Source organism: Thermomicrobiales bacterium (genome assembly GCA_037045155.1).
Taxonomy (GTDB): Bacteria; Chloroflexota; Chloroflexia; order Thermomicrobiales; family CFX8; genus JAMLIA01.
The window spans coordinates 520,735-541,440 of sequence record JBAOIG010000003.1 but is presented as its reverse complement, the minus strand read 5'-3'; the positions used below and the strand labels follow the sequence as shown (position 1 = coordinate 541,440).

The 20,706-nt window shown below is 62.1% G+C and carries 17 protein-coding genes; 4 read left to right on the top strand and 13 right to left on the bottom strand.

Annotated elements, in window-relative coordinates; translation table 11 throughout:
- Positions 1-264: 264 nt before the first annotated feature.
- Both V9F06_05665 and V9F06_05660 read left to right on the top strand, forming a co-directional pair.
- On the top strand, positions 265-993 hold the full coding sequence (locus V9F06_05665) for an isochorismatase family cysteine hydrolase (protein MEI2617124.1): 729 nt from the start codon (positions 265-267) through the stop codon (positions 991-993).
- Complete coding sequence (locus V9F06_05660) at positions 993-1,853, top strand: NAD(+)/NADH kinase (GenBank protein ID MEI2617123.1); 861 nt, start codon at positions 993-995, stop codon at positions 1,851-1,853. The genes V9F06_05665 and V9F06_05660 overlap by 1 nt, the downstream gene beginning before the upstream one ends.
- On the opposite strand, the gene V9F06_05655 is transcribed toward V9F06_05660, so the two are convergent.
- The 9 genes from V9F06_05655 to V9F06_05615 all read right to left on the bottom strand — a co-directional run bounded on the left by V9F06_05655 (position 1,792) and on the right by V9F06_05615 (position 11,979).
- Positions 1,792-2,439 (bottom strand): zinc ribbon domain-containing protein, encoded by a 648-nt coding sequence (locus V9F06_05655; GenBank protein MEI2617122.1) that lies wholly within the window; start codon positions 2,437-2,439, stop codon positions 1,792-1,794. The genes V9F06_05660 and V9F06_05655 overlap by 62 nt on opposite strands.
- A gap of 32 nt (positions 2,440-2,471) precedes the next feature.
- Positions 2,472-2,807 carry a cyclic-di-AMP receptor gene (locus V9F06_05650; GenBank protein ID MEI2617121.1) on the bottom strand — a complete coding sequence of 112 codons (336 nt, stop codon included), beginning with the start codon at positions 2,805-2,807 and terminating at the stop codon, positions 2,472-2,474.
- Between the two features lie 11 nt (positions 2,808-2,818).
- Positions 2,819-3,454: a dTMP kinase gene (gene tmk / locus V9F06_05645; GenBank protein ID MEI2617120.1), complete on the bottom strand. Its 636-nt coding sequence runs from the start codon at positions 3,452-3,454 to the stop codon at positions 2,819-2,821.
- Positions 3,451-5,184, bottom strand: a complete 1,734-nt coding sequence (locus V9F06_05640) for a R3H domain-containing nucleic acid-binding protein (protein MEI2617119.1) — start codon at positions 5,182-5,184, stop codon at positions 3,451-3,453. Before V9F06_05640 ends, tmk begins: the two co-directional genes overlap by 4 nt.
- Positions 5,184-6,254 carry a hypothetical protein gene (locus V9F06_05635; GenBank protein ID MEI2617118.1) on the bottom strand — a complete coding sequence of 357 codons (1,071 nt, stop codon included), beginning with the start codon at positions 6,252-6,254 and terminating at the stop codon, positions 5,184-5,186. The genes V9F06_05640 and V9F06_05635 overlap by 1 nt, the downstream gene beginning before the upstream one ends.
- 44 nt (positions 6,255-6,298) lie before the next feature.
- Positions 6,299-6,907 (bottom strand): recombination mediator RecR, encoded by a 609-nt coding sequence (gene recR / locus V9F06_05630; GenBank protein ID MEI2617117.1) that lies wholly within the window; start codon positions 6,905-6,907, stop codon positions 6,299-6,301.
- Between the two features lie 63 nt (positions 6,908-6,970).
- Positions 6,971-9,226 (bottom strand): DNA translocase FtsK 4TM domain-containing protein, encoded by a 2,256-nt coding sequence (locus tag V9F06_05625; GenBank protein MEI2617116.1) that lies wholly within the window; start codon positions 9,224-9,226, stop codon positions 6,971-6,973.
- An 82-nt stretch (positions 9,227-9,308) separates the two neighbouring features.
- Complete coding sequence (locus V9F06_05620; protein MEI2617115.1) at positions 9,309-9,941, bottom strand: uracil-DNA glycosylase; 633 nt, start codon at positions 9,939-9,941, stop codon at positions 9,309-9,311.
- A gap of 1 nt (position 9,942) precedes the next feature.
- Positions 9,943-11,979, bottom strand: coding sequence for an exonuclease domain-containing protein (locus V9F06_05615; GenBank protein MEI2617114.1), 2,037 nt, complete (start codon positions 11,977-11,979; stop codon positions 9,943-9,945).
- 146 nt (positions 11,980-12,125) lie between these two features.
- Here V9F06_05615 and ligA point away from each other — a divergent pair, with 146 nt between their 5' ends.
- Complete coding sequence (ligA, locus tag V9F06_05610) at positions 12,126-14,168, top strand: NAD-dependent DNA ligase LigA (protein ID MEI2617113.1); 2,043 nt, start codon at positions 12,126-12,128, stop codon at positions 14,166-14,168.
- A gap of 12 nt (positions 14,169-14,180) precedes the next feature.
- Complete coding sequence (locus V9F06_05605; GenBank protein MEI2617112.1) at positions 14,181-14,399, top strand: hypothetical protein; 219 nt, start codon at positions 14,181-14,183, stop codon at positions 14,397-14,399.
- Here V9F06_05605 and pyrE read toward each other — a convergent pair.
- The 4 genes from pyrE to V9F06_05585 are packed head-to-tail and all read right to left on the bottom strand — an operon-like array spanning position 14,396 to position 20,689.
- Positions 14,396-14,989 (bottom strand): orotate phosphoribosyltransferase, encoded by a 594-nt coding sequence (gene pyrE / locus V9F06_05600; GenBank protein MEI2617111.1) that lies wholly within the window; start codon positions 14,987-14,989, stop codon positions 14,396-14,398. The genes V9F06_05605 and pyrE overlap by 4 nt on opposite strands.
- A 33-nt stretch (positions 14,990-15,022) precedes the next feature.
- Positions 15,023-18,250, bottom strand: coding sequence for a carbamoyl-phosphate synthase large subunit (carB, locus tag V9F06_05595; GenBank protein ID MEI2617110.1), 3,228 nt, complete (start codon positions 18,248-18,250; stop codon positions 15,023-15,025).
- Positions 18,247-19,374: a glutamine-hydrolyzing carbamoyl-phosphate synthase small subunit gene (gene carA / locus V9F06_05590; GenBank protein MEI2617109.1), complete on the bottom strand. Its 1,128-nt coding sequence runs from the start codon at positions 19,372-19,374 to the stop codon at positions 18,247-18,249. Before carA ends, carB begins: the two co-directional genes overlap by 4 nt.
- Complete coding sequence (locus V9F06_05585; protein ID MEI2617108.1) at positions 19,361-20,689, bottom strand: dihydroorotase; 1,329 nt, start codon at positions 20,687-20,689, stop codon at positions 19,361-19,363. The genes carA and V9F06_05585 overlap by 14 nt, the downstream gene beginning before the upstream one ends.
- Positions 20,690-20,706: the final 17 nt, after the last annotated feature.

Here is a 20,706-nt window from a genome sequence, read left to right as displayed (position 1 = left end):
CTCAGCAAGCCGGGAATGGCGGCGGAAATGCCGATTCCCTATACTGCGCGCGGAACACAGTACGAGAGAGATCAACGTCGGTGAACATCGGGCTACAACACCAACCCGCAGCAGCCCCGGATCGGATCGGCCTTACCGCCACGAAGCGGCGCCGTGGCGGGCACCAGTTCTGGCGCTGTTCCAATCTACTCTACACGTTGAATCCGTTGCGCTCTCTGTCTGAGAATCACGAGGTGTCGACAATGATTGGAAGCGGAGTATCCAATGGCAATGGCTGAGGGCACGATGCTCGCCGAACGGGCGACACCATATCTGAACTACATCGAAGGATGGCTGCATCAGCTGCCATCCGCAGCACTGACTGAAATCATCACCAGCGCGGGTGGACCAGAGCGGGTTGCCATCGTGTCGGTCGATTTGATCGTCGGGTTCTGCCACCATGGCGCGCTCTCCAGCCCCCGCGTGGCAGCACTACTCCAGCCAGTCGCCAAGCTGATGACAGCGGCGCACGATGCGGGAGTCAACGCGATCGTGCTCACTCAGGACACTCACCTGTCGGATGCTCAGGAGTTTGCCTTCTATCCACCGCACTGCGTGGCCGGGACCGAGGAATCCGAAACCGCGCCGGAATTACGCGCACTGCCGTTCTCTGACTCGTTCAATATTGTCGAGAAGAACAGCATATCGAGCACGATCGCGCCGGGGTGGATCGACTGGGAACGCACACACGGACCATTCACCACATGGATCATCGTAGGCGACTGCACCGACCTTTGCGTCTATCAGGCAGCCATGGCGCTGAAGCTCCGAGGGCTTTCCGAGCATCGTGAGCAACGGATCATCATTCCGGTCGATTGCGTCCAGACCTACGACATGCCAGTCGATCGCGCGCTGGAGGTCGGCGCCGAGCCACACGATGGTGACCTGTTGCACGCCGTCTTTCTTCATTCGATGGCGCTGAATGGCGTCGAAGTTGTCGCGACGGTCTCGTAATGCCACAGCACACACCACCAGAGATCTTTGCAATCGTCCCCGCCCGCGGCAAAGCTGACTCACACGCGCTGGCGCCGCAGATTCACGCCTGGCTTCATGCGCGTGGCTACGCGACTATCGATGAGGCGTCGATCCGTCGCGGCGAGCCGGCCGATGCGCTCGTCGCGCTGGGGGGCGACGGGCTGATGATGCGGATGGCGCACAATTACCCCGGAATGCCGCTTCTCGGCATCAACTTCGGCAAAGTCGGCTTCCTTGCGATGACCGAGCAATTGCAGTGGCCAGAAGTACTGAACGAAATCGTGAACGGCGACTTTGATATCCAGGACGGCCCGACGCTCGATGCGCGCGTCGGATCGAACGACGAAGTAGTCGATGTGGGTTGGGCTATCAACGATGTCGTGGTCCGCAGCGGCATCCAGATGGTCGACATCGAGCTCTACGTTGACGGCCGTTATGTCAATACGTATCCGGGCGACGGAATGATTGTCGCGTCCCCCCAGGGCAGCACGGCATATTGTATGGCTGCTGGCGGGCCGATCCTGACGGCCGGTGTCAGCGGGTTCGCGATCACGCCGATCTCACCACACTCCCCGATTCGCTCCACGCTTGTCGTCCCGGAGGATAGCCGAATCGAGATGGTTATGAGCAGCGAGCGCGAGGCCCACTTGATCCTCGACGGCCAGATCACGCGGCCGCTCGCCTGCGGCGAACTGGTGCGCGTGACGCACAGTCCGCATCGGTTCAGGCTGATCATGACCGAACAGATGAACTTCTACGCGGCATTTCAGAGCAAGTTCAACTATCTGATCCGGCCTGGCGCGGTGCCGAGCCTGGGTCATGTGCGACACGAGGAGTGACAATCCGCGGAGTGACGTTGCTCTCGCTGGCGTCAACTGTGGTGTCGCTCGCCGGCTGACGCTGGCCCGAGCGGTAATTGTCGACCGGCTGGGCGCCCCCGGCCACAGATTGTCGGCTGTCGGTGTGGACACGAATCTGCGTTACCGACGGCTGGACACCTGTCAGGTCCGTGGCGCAATACGGGCAGGCCTGCCAGCGAAGATCGACGAGCCGATGACAGCCGGGGCATTCCGAGCGCAGTCGGCTCCGACAATGGGGGCAATAGAGGAAATCATCCTGCACGGCCCGGTTACAGAACGGGCACGTCTGGATATCGTCCAGATCCTGGAGAAGGTACTCCTCCTCGACGGTGCGCTGGAACGCTGCCTCCAGAGTCTCCCGCGGACGCAACAACAGGTAGATAACGACGCCTGGAATCCAGAACAGCACGACAACGAGCGTCGAGAAGATGTGGGTGACGGCGTTGGCGCTGCGCGTCGTGATGTCCCGATACGTCCAGACCACCAACGCGAACCAGAGCGCCAGCGAGTAGGCGCCGGTGAGGGCGAGGAATATCTGAAGAATGCGTGCGATCAGCGCTTCCAAACGGGATAGCTCCTGACTCTATCAACCGATCGTCACGGCATGATCCGCTCAAAGCGATCGACACCACAAATGAATACTGCCGCCCCACCGACCTGAACCTCCACGGGTGTCGGCACATAGAACTCGCCCGGCTCCATGATCGGCATCAATGGGTTGACGTATTGTGTGCGGGTGTAACACGTCCGCTTGATGATGCGCAGAACGTCACCAACGTATTCATCATCGACACCAACGAGGAAGGTGGCATTGTTCTCCCGCAGGAAGCCGCCAGCGCTATTGATCTGCGTCGTGCGGTAGCCACCATCCAGTAGCGCCGACCGCAGGTTGTCGGCGTCCTTACCCTGGACTACGGCGAATACCAGCTTCATATCTTCTCGCTTCACAGCCGGGGTCGTTCGCCCGGACATAGTCTCGACATCACACAATTCAGGACTGCCTCATGAACCATGATGGTGTTGGGCTGTCCATCGATGACAACCCAGCGCGTCGGGTTTCGTGCTGCCTCTTCCCGAAACCAGTCGGCAACACGTTGGTGGAATTCCAATTCTTCATCGTCGATTCGATTGGAGTCGCCGCCAGATCGACGCCTGGCCAGGCCGGCATCCGGATGGAGATCGAGCAGCACGGTCATGTCTGGCCAGCTGGCGCCCACTGCAAGCATCTGAATGCGCCGCAACTCATCGGTCGGCAGACCTCGGCCGGCGCCCTGATAGGCAAGCGTCGAGTCGACAAATCGATCGCAGAGCACGATCGCGCCCCTCGCCAACGCCGGCCGTATCACCTGCCTGACATGCTCTGCGCGCGCCGCAGTCATCAGATACGCTTCGGCCTCCGCGCTAACCTCGATATTCGAGCCAAGGACGATCTCACGAACCGCCTCGCCGAGTGAGGTACCACCAGGCTCGCGTGTCGCAACCACATCGTATCCCAGATCGCGAAGCCTCTGGCTTAGCAGCCGAACCTGTGTCGACTTTCCCGAACCCTCGGTGCCCTCAAACGTCACGAACAGGCTCAATCGTGGAACCCATCGCGGAAAATCTCCACATGTCGGTTTGGTTCGCGCCCGCGACTGCGCGACCCGAGGTTGTAACGGTCGGCCAACTGATGCTGAAGTCGACGAATATACGGCGCCTGAGGGCGCAGCTCCATCGGAGGCGCGCCGTCCAGGATGGCGTTGATAGCGCCCTCCGCCTCGAACATCGCCGATTCGATCGGATCACCGGGGGCGATGGCGCGCTGGCCGATTTCGCCAGGCGTAACGTCCGGGTTGGCTTCACGAACGAGGTCACGAAATACGTTGAGCATCTGGACAACGGTGTTCGACCGCAGGACATAGATGGCGATTCCCCGCGTCTCAGCATCGCGGAGCTGCTGCGGACGCTGCCGGTAGTAGTTCTTCAGCGTCAGCACCATGTCCGCGTCGTATACCTCCCGGACGATCTGAGCAGGTAACGACATCGCGGTCAGTGCCTGCTCGAGCCGGTTGCGGCTCACACCGAACGGGAAGATTCGAACCGGCCTCGCCGCGGTTCCGCGTCCTCGCGCCAACGGGTTGGCGGACGCCGCTGTCTCGAGCACGTCCTCGAACTCGGGCCGCGCCTCCTTGGGCGCATCGTCGTTTCGTCGTGACGAACGATGATCGTCTGTCCGATGAGGCCGGTCATCCGGCGCTGAACTGTCATCGGTGATGATGATCTCGCCGGTCGACAGACGTTCGCGGAGCTCGACTCGCTGGTGCCGGTTGCGAAGCATCGCGTCGACAGCGGTTGCAACGTCACGAACCACCGCGACCTTATCACGCTCGCGAATCTCGACCATCACCGCGAATGTCGGCGGAGCCTTACGCTCCAGGATCGACTTCTGTGTTCCTCGCCGGCGAGCCTCTTCGTCGCTGAGCGTGACCGACTGGATACCGCCAATGAGATCTGAAAGCGTCGGGTTCACCATCAGATTCTCGAGTGTGTTGCCGTGGGCAGTACCGATCAGCTGGACTCCCCGCTCGGCGATCGTTCGAGCCGCGGCCGCCTCCAGCTCAGTTCCAATCTCATCGATGACGACAACCTCGGGCATATGGTTCTCTACCGCCTCGATCATGACGTGGTGTTGCATCGCTGGGGTTGGCACCTGCATTCGTCGGGCCCGGCCGATCGACGGATGCGGGATGTCCCCGTCTCCGGCGATCTCATTGCTCGTGTCGACGATAACAACCCGCTTCTCGAGGTCGTCTGCCAGCACGCGGGCAACCTCGCGCAACATCGTCGTTTTCCCGACCCCGGGCCGGCCAAGGAGCAGGATGCTCTCGCCTGACTCGACGAGGTCGCTGATGATGCCGATCGTGCCGTAGACGGCTCGTCCGACACGGCAGGTCAGACCAACGATGTCACCGCTTCGGTTTCGGATCGCCGAGATACGGTGCAGCGTGCGCTCGATCCCCGCGCGATTGTCTTCCCCGAAGCGACCGATCCGCTCAGCGACACGCGAGAGATCGTCCCGGCTCGTCTCATCTTCGGTCAGATAGACGCTACTATGCTGAAACCGTGCCTCTGGACGTCGACCGAGATCGAGGACGATCTCGATCAGGCCATCATCAGAGCGCTCGGCGATCGCGCCACGTGTACTCTCGGCAATTTGCGCCGGCAGGGCAGCAAGCAAATTATCCAGATTATCGGTGATCGCGATTTCTTGCACCGCGGGGGCTTGCTGCCCGCCAAGCATCGACACCGCCTGAGGTGAAGTCACTTTCATCACCGCTCCATTCGCTGGGCATCGCGCGCCGAAACGACGGCGCCACATGTCGAGCCACCCCGGCTACAGAAGTACGATGGAACCCCTTTCGGCGCACGCTCACCTTCAGCCGGCGCCGCAAAACGCTCGCGAACCGTGGCTGGGGCGGTTGTGTGACGGACCAACGCGATACGGTCGGCGACAGCGTCGAATCCGATCCCCTCGACCTTCCAGGCGAGATCCGCGCGGTATTCTGGAATGATTATCTCGACCGAGCAGCCATGCGCCCCGGATTCCGCAACGGTTGCAGCTACGAACGCCGGAGCGGCGTCCAGCGCGCACGGATCGACGAGCAACTCTATCCGCGCGCAGCGATGACGCCGGGTAATCCTGGAGTATGCGACGATGCCATCCACCGTTTCCAGGACCGACTGGTATTGTCTCTGTCGATCCTGCAAGAGCCAACCAAGTATCGTCTGCGGGTGGATTTCCCATGCGGCGCTCGTCAGTGCTTCGGCGAACTGCACCGGTCGGGGAGTGACGTGATGATACAGATGCTGGATCGACCACACATCGCTGGGCTCCTGGCTCCGCATCCCCACGGGTGGCGCGGCATGGTCACCGATATCCACCGCGCGAAGCATCGTCTGGCGGGTATACGGCTCGAACCCGACCGCTCGAAGGCTCTGATACGCGATCGAGTCAGCCTCGGCAGCGGCGAAGATCCGCCGTCCGCCCAGCGCGCCGGACGCGGCTATCCCATACTCCAGGAGCGCTGTCCAGAGCTCCAGAACAACCGTGTCCTCGGCATCGAGGCGCGGCGACCCAGCAGCCAGAATCGCGACATCCCAGTGATGCGTGATCTCTTGCGAACGCATGGACAATGCCGCACACAGTTCCCCGTCGATCAGCGCGACGTACACGCGCTCGCGGGTGTAGCCTGGCGCGATAGCCGCGAACGCGTGCTGGGCCACGCGCGGGCCATCGCACTCACGCCGCGTATCCCAGTCGAGGATAGCAACGCGCTGGCGAGCGTGCCGCAATGCGGGCAGATCGCGGGCTAATAGCGGGCGGGCGACGAGGGTTGCCACGGTGCCGAATTCCCTCGATTCATCGACGGGCGCTTCGGGCGATCTCAGAGTACGCGTCGACCTGTCAGAGCGCGTCCGAGCGTGATCTCATCGGCGTACTCGAGATCACCGCCGACCGGGAGCCCGCTTGCCGGCCGGCTGATCGTGATACCAGTAGAAACAAGCTGGCGCGCGATATACATTGCGGTAGCGTCGCCCTCGATGTTCGGGTTCATCGCCAGGATCACCTCCGCGGGACGCTCGCGCTCGACGCGCTCGACGAGCTCCCGGATTCGAAGCTTGTCTGGCCCGATACCATCGACTGGCGAGATAGCGCCATGAAGAACGTGATACAGACCGCGATACTCGCCGGTTCGATCGAGGGCGAGAACATCAAGTGGCTCCTCGACAACACAGATCACGCGCTGATCCCGGGTTGTATCCTGGCAGACGGCGCACGGATCTTCTTCCGTGATGTTGAAGCACCGCGAGCAGAGGATGATCCGATCCTTTACCTCGATGACGGCTTCAGCAAGCGCCAATGCCTGCTCTCGGGGTGCGCGAAGCAGGAAGTAGGCCATCCTCGATGCTGACTTGGGTCCGACGCCAGGCAGGCGGCCGAGCTCGTCAATCAGTCGGGCGACGGGTTCAACGGTGATGCGTGTCGAGCGCAAATGCTAGCCTCCGGGGAGCTGAAATCGACACCAGAAAGTATACATTCCGCGCTCATCCGCCGATTACGCTTCATCCCAGTCATCAGAGATGAGCACGGTCCGACCACGGGAACCGTCTGCCGGGCCGATGTAGCCCTCGTCCTCCATCGCCTCGATCAGCCTCGCGGCGCGGTTGTAGCCGATGCGTAGTCGACGCTGGAGCATTGACGCAGACGCCGTTCCCTGTTGCTTCACAATCGATAGTGCCTGCTCGAACAGAGGATCCTCGGTCGCATCCTCATCGTCGTCCTCCGTCGGAAGCTGCACCCACTCTTGCTCGTACTGCATCTCGGGCGACAGCAGCTTCCAGTGCTTCACGAGCGCCTGCAGCTCCTGGTCATCGACGAACGACCCTTGAACTCGATGTGGCTTTGCCGCGTCGGCCGGCATGAAAAGCATGTCGCCACGGCCGAGAAGCCGTTCGGCTCCGGGCATGTCCAGGATGACGCGACTATCGATCTGCGACGACACGGCAAATGCGATCCGGGCCGGGACGTTGGCCTTGATGAGTCCGGTAAGCACATCCACTGAAGGCCGCTGGGTCGCGATCAACAGGTGGATCCCCGTGGCTCTGGCCATTTGAGCCAACCGCACAAGTAGCGTCTCGACCTCGTCGGGCGTTGTCATCATAAGGTCAGCGAGCTCATCGATGATCACAACGAGGTATGGAAGCTTCTCCATCGTCGGGTCAGTCGACCGGCGCAGCTCGTAGCCGTCGATATTGCGAACGCCGAGTCGCGAGAACGTCTGGTAACGGCGCTCCATCTCGCGAAGCACTGCGCGCAGCGCGGGGACGACCTTGTCCATCTCCGTAATGACCGGCGCCTTGAGGTGTGGCACACCCTCGTACCCTGAGAGCTCGACCATCTTCGGATCGATCATGATCATCTTGAGATCATCAGGCGACTTCGTGAGCAGGAAAGTCGCGATGATGCTGTTGATGCAGACGCTCTTTCCCGAACCGGTCGCGCCAGCAATCAGCAGGTGCGGCATCCGCGTCAGGTCACCGATAACACAGCGCCCGTTGACGTCGCGGCCCAGCGGGAGCGGGATCTTGGCCTTACTCTTTCCGAATGTCGCCGAGTCAAGCACCTCGCGAAGTCCGACAGTGGAAATACTGCCATTCGGGATCTCGAGACCCACCCGGGCCATACCGGGCACCGGAGCTTCGATGCGCAATGACATTGCCGCGAGAGCCAATGCAAGGTCATTTTGCAGTTCCGTGATCCGCCGCACCTTTACGCCTGAGCCTGGCTCGAGGGTAAACAGCGTCACCGCCGGCCCTGGAAAGATCTCACGAACGGTCGCATCAACCTTGAACGACGCGAGGGTCTTCTCGATACGACGCGCCTTAGCCTCAAGCTCCGGCCCGTCTGGCTCGATGCTTTCATAGATCTTCAACAGATCAATCGATGGGAGATTCCAGACGCCACGATGCGCCGGCGGCGCGCTCTCTTCGTCAGCCGGAGGTAGGACTGACGAAGCGCTCGGCGCGCGCTCCAACTTCGGCCGGTTAATAACCGGCTTGGCAGGGGCTACCGGTGTGATCCGTGGCGGCGTTACATCAAGTGCCTCGGTCGGCTCCGCGACAGCGTAGGCTTCAGTGGCGAGCGCGCCGAGAGACTCGGTCTCAACCGCCCATTCCGGTTCGGGCGTCTCCTTGCTGGCGCGAGAGCGCGGTCGAACCCTGCGCCATGAATCAACGATCTCTCGAGTGTCATAGCCAGTAACGAGGAAGACTCCGACGACGCCGACCGCAAGGAGAACCACTGCCGCGCCGACTTCGCCGACAACGGCCATCAACCCACGCGCGACACCGAGCCCGATATAGCCACCGGCGGCTTCGACGTCGTTATTGCGTCCGTTGAGGCCCAGCAGGCCAACGATCGCAAGCAGTGTTGTCGCGCCTCCGACGATTCGTCGCGTGCGTTGGGCAGCTTCACCAGCCCGCCACAGCTCGACGGCGATAATGGATAGCCCGAATGGCACTGCAATCGCCGCTTTGCCAAGCACCAGCCCGAAGAAGTCGCCTGCCAGCGACAGCGCGCTGTGGCCGGCCAGCCCAACGATCGGCAACGCGGCCACAACCGCCACCGTGAACACGCCAAACGCGAGAAGCTCATCACGCAGACGAGGCGCGACGGAGATTCTCGGCGCTCGCTCGTCCGTCGCAGCCGACGCCGGGCGGTCGGGTGGAAACTCGACGATCTTGCCTCGGGCGGTTTCCTCCGACGCAGCATCACGTGCCTTGTTCATTTTCATGTTCGCCCGCGCTGCCATCGTCTCGCCCTCATCATTGCACTAGTGTACGTACACTTTACGAGTTGCCGGGACGCGGGTCAAGCAACCGACCCGGAGTGCTTCAAAATAGCCGTGCCTGATTGATCTGTGGCGGAACGTTCTCGATCTTGGCGCGATCCTCTCTGGCCTGTGCCAGGATGATCGGCAGGCGCTCGAAGTCCGCCTGAATCGTGGCTCTGAGCGAACCCTGGTGCAGCGCCGCCGCAGGATGGTACATCGGGACGATCACCCGATCATCGACGCGCCGCGGTTCGCCATGGATACGCGATATGCGCTCGTTGGGAAACCAGCGAGCCATCGAGTAACGCCCTAGCGTCACGATCAGAAGCGGGTCGATGGCTCGGATCTGCGTCTCCAGGTACGGGTAGCACGCGGCAATCTCGTCGGGAAGTGGGTCGCGGTTTCCTGGCGGCCGGCACTTGACGACGTTGGTAATGAACACTGTCTCGCGGTCAAGGTTGATCGCGGCAAGGAGCTCGTTGAGAAACTGGCCGGCAGCCCCGATGAACGGGATGCCCTGCTTGTCTTCGTTCCAGCCTGGCGCCTCACCGATAAACATCATCTCCGCGTCTGGCGATCCGTGGCCCGGGACGGCGTTCGTTCTGCCGCGACACAGCTCACAGAGCGTGCATTCCCTCACCAGCGCGGCCACTTCATCAAGTATCAACGTCCGATTACCGGAGCCGTTCGTCATCTCACCCCTCGCGCACCACATGGATGTCCGTACACTCGTCGTCTGTCCTATCGTACTCGGAACCGTCTGTGTCGTCAGTCTCTGGTGCAACCAACCCCTCACCAAATGGAGCCGTCAGATCCACCTGCATCGCCTGGCGGCAGGCTGTGGCGAGTGAGTCATCGTCGACCGGAAGATAGGCCGGGTGGCCTGGAGCGCGTCGTAGCCAACGGGCGAGGATCGCCATCTCGTCGACAGCGTGATGATCTGGCCGAAACCTCTTCGCCGCGAGTTGCGCGCGTCGGTGAACCTGGCTGAGTCGTTCAACCAGTATGTCCAGCGGAATGTCGTCCGGAACAGTCAACTGCGCCCAACGTCGTCCGTTCAACAGATACCAGATTCCGCGAGTCCCCGTTTCTACACCAGGAACAACGAGCAATGCTCGGGGACAGGCGGTAGCGACAGCCAGCCCGCGCTGCTCGCGCGCCAGCGTATCGACCTGTCGTATGCGATCGCGGAGCCGAGCCGCTCGCTCGAAATCCAGCGTCTCGACGGTCTCCTCGAGGCGGGCATGGAGACGCGCGATCAACCGGCTCTCGTCCCCCCGGAAGAACGCGAGCACGTCATTCACGCTCTCGCGGTACTGTTCGGGATCCGCCATGCCCATGCACGGGCCGAGACAACGATGCAGGCTCAACTCCAGGCACGGTGACCCATATGAGCGCTTGTCAGCAAACGAGCGACGGCACGTTCGCAGCGGGAGCACATCATTCACGAGCTCGACGGCCTTACGCGCGCTCGACGCGGCGCGAAACGGCCCGAAGTACGTGGCGCCATCGTCTGACCGGTCTTTCGCAACGACGACGCGTGGCCACGGATTTGAGACATCAACTTTCACGTAGACGTATTGTTCGACGTTACGCTGGACCGTGTTGTACCGCGGCCGATATCGTCGGATCAGTTGCGACTCGAGGAGGAGCGCCTCGAGCTCGCATCCAACGACTTCGATGTCGATCGTCGCAAGCGTCTGGAGCAACCCGTCCATCTTTCGCGTGTACCCCAATGGCTGGGAGTAGTAGCTCGCCACTCGCTTGCGCAGGTCACGCGCCTTGCCGATGTAGATCACCGAGTCAGCGGCATCGCGCATGATATAGACACCTGGAGCATGGGGGATGGACGCAAGATGGGAAGTATCCAGAATCGAGCGGCCCCGACCAACCGCGTTATGAACCGGGACAGGGGCGCGGCGAGTCTGGTTCAGACGCGTTAGATCCTCCAGCGTCACCAACCCGTGCTTCTGCGCCCGGCCGAGCAACGCGCCAAACACCTCCAGCGTGGTCGTAGCGTCGTTGGAGGACCGGTGGGACTCTTTCGCAGGAATCCCCAGGGACCGGGCGACATCTCCGAGATTCAGCCGGCGGGTTTCAGGAGCGAGCGTTGCCGCGAGCGCGAGTGTATCGATGCTCTGGTTGATCAGCTTCGGGAGTCCCGCCCTTGCCAACTCGGCGTTGAGGAATCCGATGTCGAACTCAACGTTGTGTCCAACCAGGGGCAAGTCGCCAACGATCTCCACGATCGTCGGGGCAATCGAGCGAAAGTCGGGCGCGCCTGCGACCAGTTGATCGTCGATCCCTGTCAGCGACCGGATGTAGTCCGGTATCCGTCGTTCGGGATTGACGAGGGACGACCAACGAAACGGAGCGCCGTGCGGAGAGACACGAATGAGTCCAACCTCGATGATCCGCTGCTGGGCCGGCTTCAGCCCGGTCGTCTCGACATCGACGACGACAAACTCAGCTGGAACCGCTGCCATCTTCTGTGTCGATCGAGTCGTCCAGTGTCCATCCGGGCGAAGCCGAACCGCGGGATGATCCTCCAGGATCTCTCGCAGGAGCGGTCGCCAGAGCGTGATGTTCGTGGCATTGCCGAACACACGAGCGATCAACAGGATCTCGTCGATCACCCCGCCGTGCTCCTCGATACAGGCGACGGCTCGATCGACGAGGTGGGGATAGGCTGCCGACTGGGTTGGCTCGACCGGGTCAGTGTGCGGAATCATCGGCTCCCCCGTGATGACGCAAAGTCACGGTCAACGCAGTATACGACTAGAACAAGTGTACGGACAACCCGTGCTATACTGCGGCGGCGTTCGACTTGACGCACGACCTGACGCCTTCTCGCTCGCGGGGAGAGGGATCCTCAACGATGGACGACGCCGGGACTCAGCGACGTGTTGAGGAGCTTCGGGAGCTCATCCGTCGCTACAACCACGAGTACTACACTCTCCAGCAACCCACGGTCAGCGACGCGGAATGGGACGCACTGTTTCACGAGCTCCGGTCTCTGGAAACGAATCACCCGGAACTCGTCACGGCTGACTCACCAACGCAACAGATCGGCACAGGCCCAGCCGACGGGTTTTCCCAGGTCACTCACGAAATACCGATGCTGTCGTTGGGCAACGTGTTCAATCGAGAGGATCTCGAGCGCTGGGTGCAGCAGGTATACCGGCTCTCCGGTCGAGAGCGTCTCGACTTCGTCGTCGAGGCCAAATTCGACGGTGTCGCAAGCAGTCTGCTCTACCGAAATGGCCGGCTTCAACGCGGATCCACGCGCGGCGATGGGTTCGTCGGTGAAGATGTCACCGCCAACATGCGCACGATCCGCGACATCCCGACTCAACTGATGAACATCGGCGGCGCGCCCGACGTGCTGGAAGTTCGGGGCGAGATCTACATGCGCCGTAGCGAGTTCGAGGCGATGAATGTGGAACGTGTCGCGCGTGGCGACGCCCCATTCGCCAACCCGCGGAACGCCGCGTCGGGCGCGCTCCGTCAGCTCGACCCCCGCGTCACGGCGACCCGACCATTACGTCTGTTCGTCTATTCGGGCGTCACGTCCGCGAACAGGCTGCCAGATCTCCATTCCGAGATCCTCGCGCTCCTGGGAACCTACGGACTGACGACAAGCCCCGACTACACCATCTGCGCATCGATCGACGAGATCTGGCAACGGTGCGGGTGGTGGCATGAGCGCCGGGCAGACCTGGACTTCGACATCGACGGTGTCGTCGTCAAAGTCGATGACACCCGCCTCTACGATGAAATAGGCGCCGTCGCACGGGAACCGCGCTGGGCGATCGCCTACAAGTTCCCTGCGATGCAAGCAACGACTATCCTGGAGGGCATCGAGATCAACGTCGGGAGAACCGGCAGCCTCAACCCTCTCGCGCATCTTCGCCCGGTCCAGATCGGCGGAGTCACGGTCAGCCGCGCCACGTTGCACAACGAGGATGAGATTCGCCGGCTGGGAGTGAAGATAGGCGACACGGTCATCGTCCAGCGCGCTGGGGACGTCATTCCCAAGATTCTGAGCGTCGTCGAGTCCGCACGGGACGGCGACGAAGTCGAATTCAGCTGGCCGACCACCTGCCCTGTCTGTGGCTCAACAATCGAGCGCGTCGAGGGTGAGGCGATGTCCTACTGTGTCAATACATCCGGCTGCCCCGCCCAGCTCCGGGAAAGCGTCGCGCATTTCGTGTCGCGCGGGGCGATGGATATCGACGGGCTCGGCGCCAAGCTGGCGGCGCGCTTCGTCGATGCTGGCCTTATTCGTAACCTGGCTGACATCTACCATCTCGACTGGGATGCGATCCTCCTCATGGAGGGAATGGGTGAGAAGAGCGTCGAACGACTCCAGCGATCGATCGAGACAAGCAAGAACCAGTCGCTCTCCCGCGTTCTGTTCGCGCTCGGCATCCGGCATGTCGGAGAGCGTAACGCTCAGCTGCTCGCCGATCACTTCGGCTCGATGGCGTCAATCGCTGGTGCTGGTCTGGATCAACTGTCCGCCGTCCCCGGCGTCGGACCGGTCGTCGCCCAGTCGATCCACGACTGGTTCGCCGAACCGCGCAACGCAGCACTGATCGCCTCGCTAACCGCGGTAGGCCTGACCGTCGAGCAAGAAGGCAGAGAACCGCCGCAGGAGTCCGAGTGGCAGGGGCTGGCGGTCGTGCTCACCGGTCGATTGGAGTCGATGACGCGAGCTGAGGCAGAGGAACGGCTGAAACAGCTGGGCGCGCGGATCTCGTCGTCGGTGTCTCGTAAGACGAACCTGGTCGTGGCCGGCCAGGACGCTGGCAGTAAGGCGGACAAGGCCCGCGAGTACGGCGTCGAGATCATCGACGAGGCCGAACTGGTCAAGCGTCTCGACTCGCTCGCGGCGCGATTATCCGTCGATGCTGATTGAGGAAATGCGCCGATGTCAGAGCTTAGCACCCACGACGCCGACGAGGATCCGGGCCAACTAGTCAGAGTTATCGCTCGCCTCGCTCAGATGATCATCGAATTGCGCGACGAGTATGTCGCCCATCATCGGAGTGACGACCTCGACCAGATTGAGCGACGTATCGATCAGCTGTCGGATCTTCGCCGCAGACTAGCGCACGCACGCGAGTCGCGCGACGACGTGGCACCCTAGTCCTGGCTGGAGCTCGCGGTAGAGCCGGGCTTCGTCAGCGGCTGGCCTGATTGACACAACGGACAATCCCCCGCCGGCCAGGTCTCGATCGATAAGGACGCGAGCGGAACGAGCGGCGCGCTGAACGAGACCGCGCCGCCCGAGCGATCCACGAGGACCGCAATTGCCCGGACATCCGCTTCGACCTGTCCCAGCGCGATCAGCGTCTCACGGATCGAACCACCAGTCGTCAGAATATCGTCGACCAGCAGCACCCGCGTTCCGGGCGCGATCGTCGTTCCACGCTTGAACGCCCGCTCGTTGGATCCCTCCGTTGCGCGTTCGGCATACGCGGCAGGCAGGCCCAACTGCCGGCCGATCTCGAACGCGAGGAGGATGCCGCCGGTAGTCGGGCCGACGACGAGATCCACATCGGCGCCCGCACCCAGCTTTATGACAAGCTCGTGGCAGGCAGATTCAGTCGCCCGAGGGTTTCGTAACAGATCGAACTTCTCGACATACTCACCGCTATGACGTCCAGACGCCAGCAGAAAGTGGCCACTCTTCAGCGCGCCGATTGCCCGCAGCTGGTCAAGAAACCCACCACTCACCTGGCCCTCATCTCACTCATCGCGAGTCGACACTCAATAGCCGACGGTTACCCGCTGGCGATACGTCGGGAGCGGCTGGATGGTGTAGGCGCCGGTTGCGCGCTCCATTGCGTTGACGACAGCCCGCGCTGTGTCGATCGACGTGATACACGGGATGCCTCGTTCGACTGCCGCGCGCCGGATCTGGAACCCGTCCAGCACCTCGCTATTCGCCGGGCCGGGGGTATTGATGACTCCCTGCACCGTGCCGTCGAGGATGACATCGAGCATATCTGGCCGGCCCCGACCGATACGCTTCGTCACCATCTGGACGGGCATCCCATATCGCTCAATCATCACGGCGGTGCCTTCTGTCGCATAGAGTTGGCAACCCATCCGGGTGAGCCGTTCGAGCATCTCGATCGTATCGGCCTTGTCCCGATCCGCGACGCTGACTAACACCGCCTCACGTGGCTTAAGTGCCAGGCCGGATGCAAGCATCGCCTTGTAGAACGCGGACGAAAAGTCGCGGTCAATTCCCATCGCTTCGCCTGTCGATTTCATCTCCGGGCCGAGATTGACCTCGACGCCGCGAAGCTTCGCCATCGAGAACACGGGCGCCTTGACGGCAACGAGTGGCTGGCGCGGCCAGAGTCCACCGGAATAGCCTTGCTCGCGTAATGAAATACCGAGCATTGCTCGCGTCGCAATCTCGATGATCGGGACGCCGGTCGCCTTCGAAAGGAATGGCACCGTCCGGCTTCCACGAGGGTTGACCTCCAGAACATAGAGACGACCCGCGTGAATCACATACTGAATGTTCACAAGACCGATGACGCCGAGCTCGAGCGCAATCCGTGTGGTGTATTCGACGAGACGCTCCACCTCACTGGGATAGAGATTCACGCCGGGATAGACCGCGTATGAATCGCCCGAGTGGACGCCAGCGCGCTCGATATGCTCCATGATGCCGGGGACCAGCACATCGACGCCGTCACAGATCGCGTCGACCTCGACCTCCTTGCCCTCGAGATAGCGGTCGATAAGAATCGGGTGGCCACTCTGGAAATCGACGCTCGTCGCAAGGTACCGAGCCAGGTAATCGGCCGAATGCACGACTTCCATCGCGCGTCCGCCGAGCACGTATGACGGCCGAACGAGGACCGGGTAGCCGAGTCGATCGGCGACGTCGATCGCCGCATCGAGCGTCATCACTGCGGTGCCAGGCGGTTGGGGAATACCAATCCGCGTCAGGAACGCCTCGAACCGCTCTCGATTCTCGGCCAGGTCGATCGTATCGACACTGGAGCCGAGAATTGGCACGCCCCGGTCGGTCAGCGGGGTCGCCAGGTTGATTGCCGTCTGCCCACCGAACTGGAGGATGACCGGCACGGTCGTCAGATCCTCACAGCCTTCGTGACGTAGCACTTCACCAACCGATTCGCGATCCAACGACTCGAAGTACAGCCGGTCGGAGGTATCGAAATCCGTCGAGACTGTCTCAGGATTGGAGTTGATCATGATCGCGGCGGTGCCGGCGTGCCGCAGCGACTGGGCTGCCTGAACGCTGCAGTAGTCGAACTCGATCCCCTGACCGATTCGAATCGGCCCTGAGCCAATGACGACCGCTTTGGCGGCAGCAATTGGCGGGGCTTCATCCTCTTCCTCGTACGTGCTGTAGTAATACGGCGTCGCGGCCTCGAACTCCGCGGCGCATGTGTCGACCATCTTATAGACTGGCGTGATTCCTGCCGCGTAGCGTCGATCGCGGATATCCGTTTCCGGCGTCCCGTTGATCGCGCTGATCTGCTCGTCTGAGAACCCGAAGCGTTTCGCTTCCCAGAGCAGGTCGTCGGTCAATGGAGCCTGTCCGATGCGTCGCTCCATCTCAACGATCCGCGCCAGCTCATGGACGAACCATGGGTCAATCGACGACAGCGCGACAATCTCCGCTTCGGCGACTCCTCGTCGCAATGCGGTCGCCAGTGCCCAGAGCCGTTCATCATTCGGCTGCTGGATGGCGGCGAGAAGCGTGCTGTGGTCAGTCCATGCTGAGTTCTCCCAGAGCAGGTCTGGGGCATCACTTTCGAGCGACCGTGCCGCCTTTTGCAGCGCCGCCGCAAACGAGCGATCGATCGCCATCACCTCGCCTGTCGCCTTCATCTGCGTGCCGAGTGAGCGATCTGCGCGGCGAAACTTGTCGAATGGCCAGCGCGGGATCTTGACGACACAATAGTCGAGCGCAGGCTCGAACGCCGCTGTTGTCTGTTGCGTGACAGTATTCGGGATCTCGTCGAGCCGCTTGCCGATCGCAATTTTGGCCGCGACCCGCGCAATCGGGTAACCGGTTGCCTTCGACGCCAGCGCAGACGAGCGACTTACACGGGGATTGACCTCGATCACCTGGTACGCAAATGAATCTGGGTCGAGCGCGTACTGGACATTACAGCCGCCCTCGATGCCGAGCGCCCGAATGATCTTGAGGGCGGACGCACGAAGCATCTGGAACTCACGATCGGAGAGCGTCTGGCTCGGCGCAACGACGATCGAGTCGCCGGTGTGAACGCCCATCGGGTCGAGATTCTCCATATTGCAGACGGTGATGGCGTTGTCCGCCCCGTCGCGGATCACCTCGTATTCGATCTCTTTCCAGCCGAGCAGTGAGCGTTCGATGAGCACCTGGTGAATCGGGCTGGCTGCGATGCCGCTCCGCGCGATCTCCTCTAGCTCGGACATGGTGTACGCGATCCCACCACCCGTGCCGCCCAGGGTGTACGCCGGCCGGATGATCAACGGGAAGTCGGCAATCTCGGCGAATGCGCATGCTTCGGGAACGGTGTGCACGATGACGCTCTCCATCACCGGCTCACCGATATCCTCTAGCAACTGTTTGAAGAGCTCGCGATCCTCGGCCTGCTGAATCGCGGAGAGTGGTGTCCCGAGCAGCTTGACGTTGTACTGATCGAGGATGCCGAGATCCGCGAGCTGAACAGCAAGATTCAATCCGGTCTGACCGCCGAGTGTCGGAAGGAGCCCATCGGGGCGCTCGCGGATAATGATGCGCCGCAACACCTCGGGGATGAGTGGCTCGATGTAGACAACGTCGGCAACGTCTTCATCGGTCATGATCGTCGCCGGATTGGAGTTGACGAGAATCGTCTCGATGCCCTCCTCACGGAGCGCGCGACAGGCTTGCGTGCCGGCGTAGTCGAACTCGGCAGCTTGCCCGATGACGATCGGGCCGGACCCAATAACGAGGACTCGCTTGATCCGGTCGGTCACGCAGTCACCCCTTCGCTCTGGCGCTTCCCAGCACGGAGAAGCGTGACAAACTGATCGAATACGTACTGGGTATCCTGTGGACCGGGAGCGCCCTCGGGGTGGTACTGGATACTGAATATGGGCAGTGTCTCGTGTGCCAGTCCCTCGACTGAGCGATCGTTGAGGTTGATCTGGGACACAGACCAACCCTCGCTCGTTGGGATGCTGTCTGCGTCGACTTGATATCCGTGATTCTGCGCGGTGATGTGCACCCGGCCGCTGGAAAGATCCAGCACCGGATGATTACCGCCGTGATGACCGTACTTCAGCTTGCTCGTCGTCGCTCCGATTGCGTGGGCCAGCAACTGGTGGCCGAGGCAGACCCCGAGATAGGGGATGCCCGCTTCGATCAGCGCGCGAACGGTGTCGGCGGCCGGCGTTGCCTGTTCCGGGTCACCCGGCCCGGGTGACGTAAGAACTCCGTCCGGCTGCAGCGCGGCAATATCATCGTAGGGCGTGTCGAACGGCACGACGGTGACGCGAACGCCGCGACGCTCCAGCGACTCGAGGATGTTCTGCTTGACCCCACAATCGATCAGCACGACGTGCAGATCGCCGCGCCCGATGTCGCGTTGCTCCCGGGTGGTCACGTCTGCAACGACATTAGTGTCAGCCGGGGTCCAGGCCAACCGTGCGCGCGCCTTCAGCTCGTCGAGTGTGCGGTCACCTGTTCGCGCTACCAGCAACGCTCGCATCGCGCCCTGCCGCCGGATATGGCGGGTCAGCGCGCGTGTGTCGACGCCGGAGATTGCGGGTATGTCATGGAGCTTGAAATACTCCGCCAGCGTCCCTTCAGACCGCCAGTTACTGGGCCAGTCGGTGTAGTTGCGAACGATCATGCCGCTGATCCAGGGCTGGCGAGATTGATCGTCAGCGGCCGTCACGCCGTAGTTGCCGATGATGGGATAGGTCATGCAAACGATCTGGCCACGAAACGACGGATCGGTGGCAACCTCCTGATAGCCTGTCATCGAGGTAGTAAAGACGACTTCGCCTTCGGCGTCCCGCTCGGCGCCGAAGGATTCTCCCCAGAAGACCCGGCCATCCTCAAGGATGACCGCGGCATCCCCCTTATGCACGCGCATCGTGGCGCACCTCCCCATCGCAGATCGTGAGTAGAGCCCTGCCGCGCAGGATCGTTCCCAACAGCGGCGTGTTCTTGCTGCGCGAACGCAACGTCTCCTCGCTCGCGACCCATTCGCGCCGAGGATCGATAACGGTGATGTCCGCCGGATCACCAACGCCCAGCGCGCCGCCGGGAAGGCCGAGTGTCCGTGCGGGAGCAGCCGTCAGAAGCTCGACGACACGTGGCCAATCCAGATCGCCTCGTTCGACCAGTCGCGCCATCGTTGGCAGGGCTAACTCCAGCGCTGTCATCCCGAACGCTGCGCTCGACAAGCTTGCCGGCTTATCGCGCTCGGCGTGTGGAGCGTGGTCTGTGGCGACAAAGTCGAAGGCCCCTCGGCGGAGTGCCTGGATCAGACCCAGCGCGTCCGACTCCGGTCGCAACGGCGGGTTGACCTTCGCGCTTGAATCGGGCGACGGCCCGGATCCGACCGGCTCAAGCTCGCCCGCGAAACGTCGCCGACCAGCGACCCATTCGTCAGTCATCAACAGGTGATGGGGCATCACTTCTGCGGTCACTCGCACGCCTCGCGCGCGTGCCGCCTGGATAAGCTCTATCCCGCGGACCGTCGAGACATGCAGGACGTGTAGCCAGCCACCAGTCTCCTCCGCCAATCGAAGGTCTCGCTCGATATACGACTCCTCGGCCTCGGCGGGAATACCAGGGTCACCCAGTTCCTCGGAGACAGCGCCACGATGCATCGAGCCGCCGCGAGCCAGTTCGGGATCCTCGCAGTGGACCATGATCGGTAGGTTCAGTTCCGAGGTCAACCGTAGTGCCTCGCGCATGACATCTTCGGATCCGGCACTGTCGCCGTCGTCAGAGAAGCCGATAGCGCCGGCGGCAGCCATCTCCCGAAGCGGCGCGAGCACGCCACCTTCGCGACCGACTGAGATCGCGCCGATCGGATGGATGTGTATCCCGGTCTGCCGGCCGCGTTCGACGATATCTGCGATCCGCTCGGGCGTGTCGAGTGACGGAGACGTGTTCGGCATGCAGCAGACGCGGGTGAACCCGCCCGCCGCAGCCGCCGCAGCGCCGGTGACGAGATCCTCCTTGTAGGTCGGTCCCGGATCGCGTAGATGGACATGGGCGTCGATCCACCCTGGCGTCACGAGGCACCCGTCTGCGTCAATCACGACCTCGCGAGCGATCGGCTCGAGGCCGGCGGCAATCGCGAAGATCTTGCCGTCGGAGACCCTGACATCAAGTCTGGAGTCAAGCCCGTTGGCAGGATCGATTACTCTTCCACCTCGAATTAGCATCGTAGTCATTCGGCTCCCAGATAAGA

Excerpts from the sequence above, each read along its gene's own strand:
- carA (MEI2617109.1), bottom strand. The coding sequence starts at position 19,374 with ATGCGCGTGCATAAGGGGGATGCCGCGGTCATCCTTGAGGATGGCCGG.
- V9F06_05605 (MEI2617112.1), top strand. The coding sequence starts at position 14,181 with ATGTCAGAGCTTAGCACCCACGACGCCGACGAGGATCCGGGCCAACTA.
- V9F06_05665 (MEI2617124.1), top strand. The coding sequence starts at position 265 with ATGGCAATGGCTGAGGGCACGATGCTCGCCGAACGGGCGACACCATAT.
- V9F06_05650 (MEI2617121.1), bottom strand. The coding sequence starts at position 2,807 with ATGAAGCTGGTATTCGCCGTAGTCCAGGGTAAGGACGCCGACAACCTG.
- ligA (MEI2617113.1), top strand. The coding sequence starts at position 12,126 with ATGGACGACGCCGGGACTCAGCGACGTGTTGAGGAGCTTCGGGAGCTC.
- V9F06_05620 (MEI2617115.1), bottom strand. The coding sequence starts at position 9,941 with ATGACGAACGGCTCCGGTAATCGGACGTTGATACTTGATGAAGTGGCC.
- V9F06_05660 (MEI2617123.1), top strand. The coding sequence starts at position 993 with ATGCCACAGCACACACCACCAGAGATCTTTGCAATCGTCCCCGCCCGC.
- V9F06_05640 (MEI2617119.1), bottom strand. The coding sequence starts at position 5,184 with ATGAAAGTGACTTCACCTCAGGCGGTGTCGATGCTTGGCGGGCAGCAA.
- V9F06_05615 (MEI2617114.1), bottom strand. The coding sequence starts at position 11,979 with ATGATTCCGCACACTGACCCGGTCGAGCCAACCCAGTCGGCAGCCTAT.
- V9F06_05585 (MEI2617108.1), bottom strand. The coding sequence starts at position 20,689 with ATGACTACGATGCTAATTCGAGGTGGAAGAGTAATCGATCCTGCCAAC.
- V9F06_05625 (MEI2617116.1), bottom strand. The coding sequence starts at position 9,226 with ATGGCAGCGCGGGCGAACATGAAAATGAACAAGGCACGTGATGCTGCG.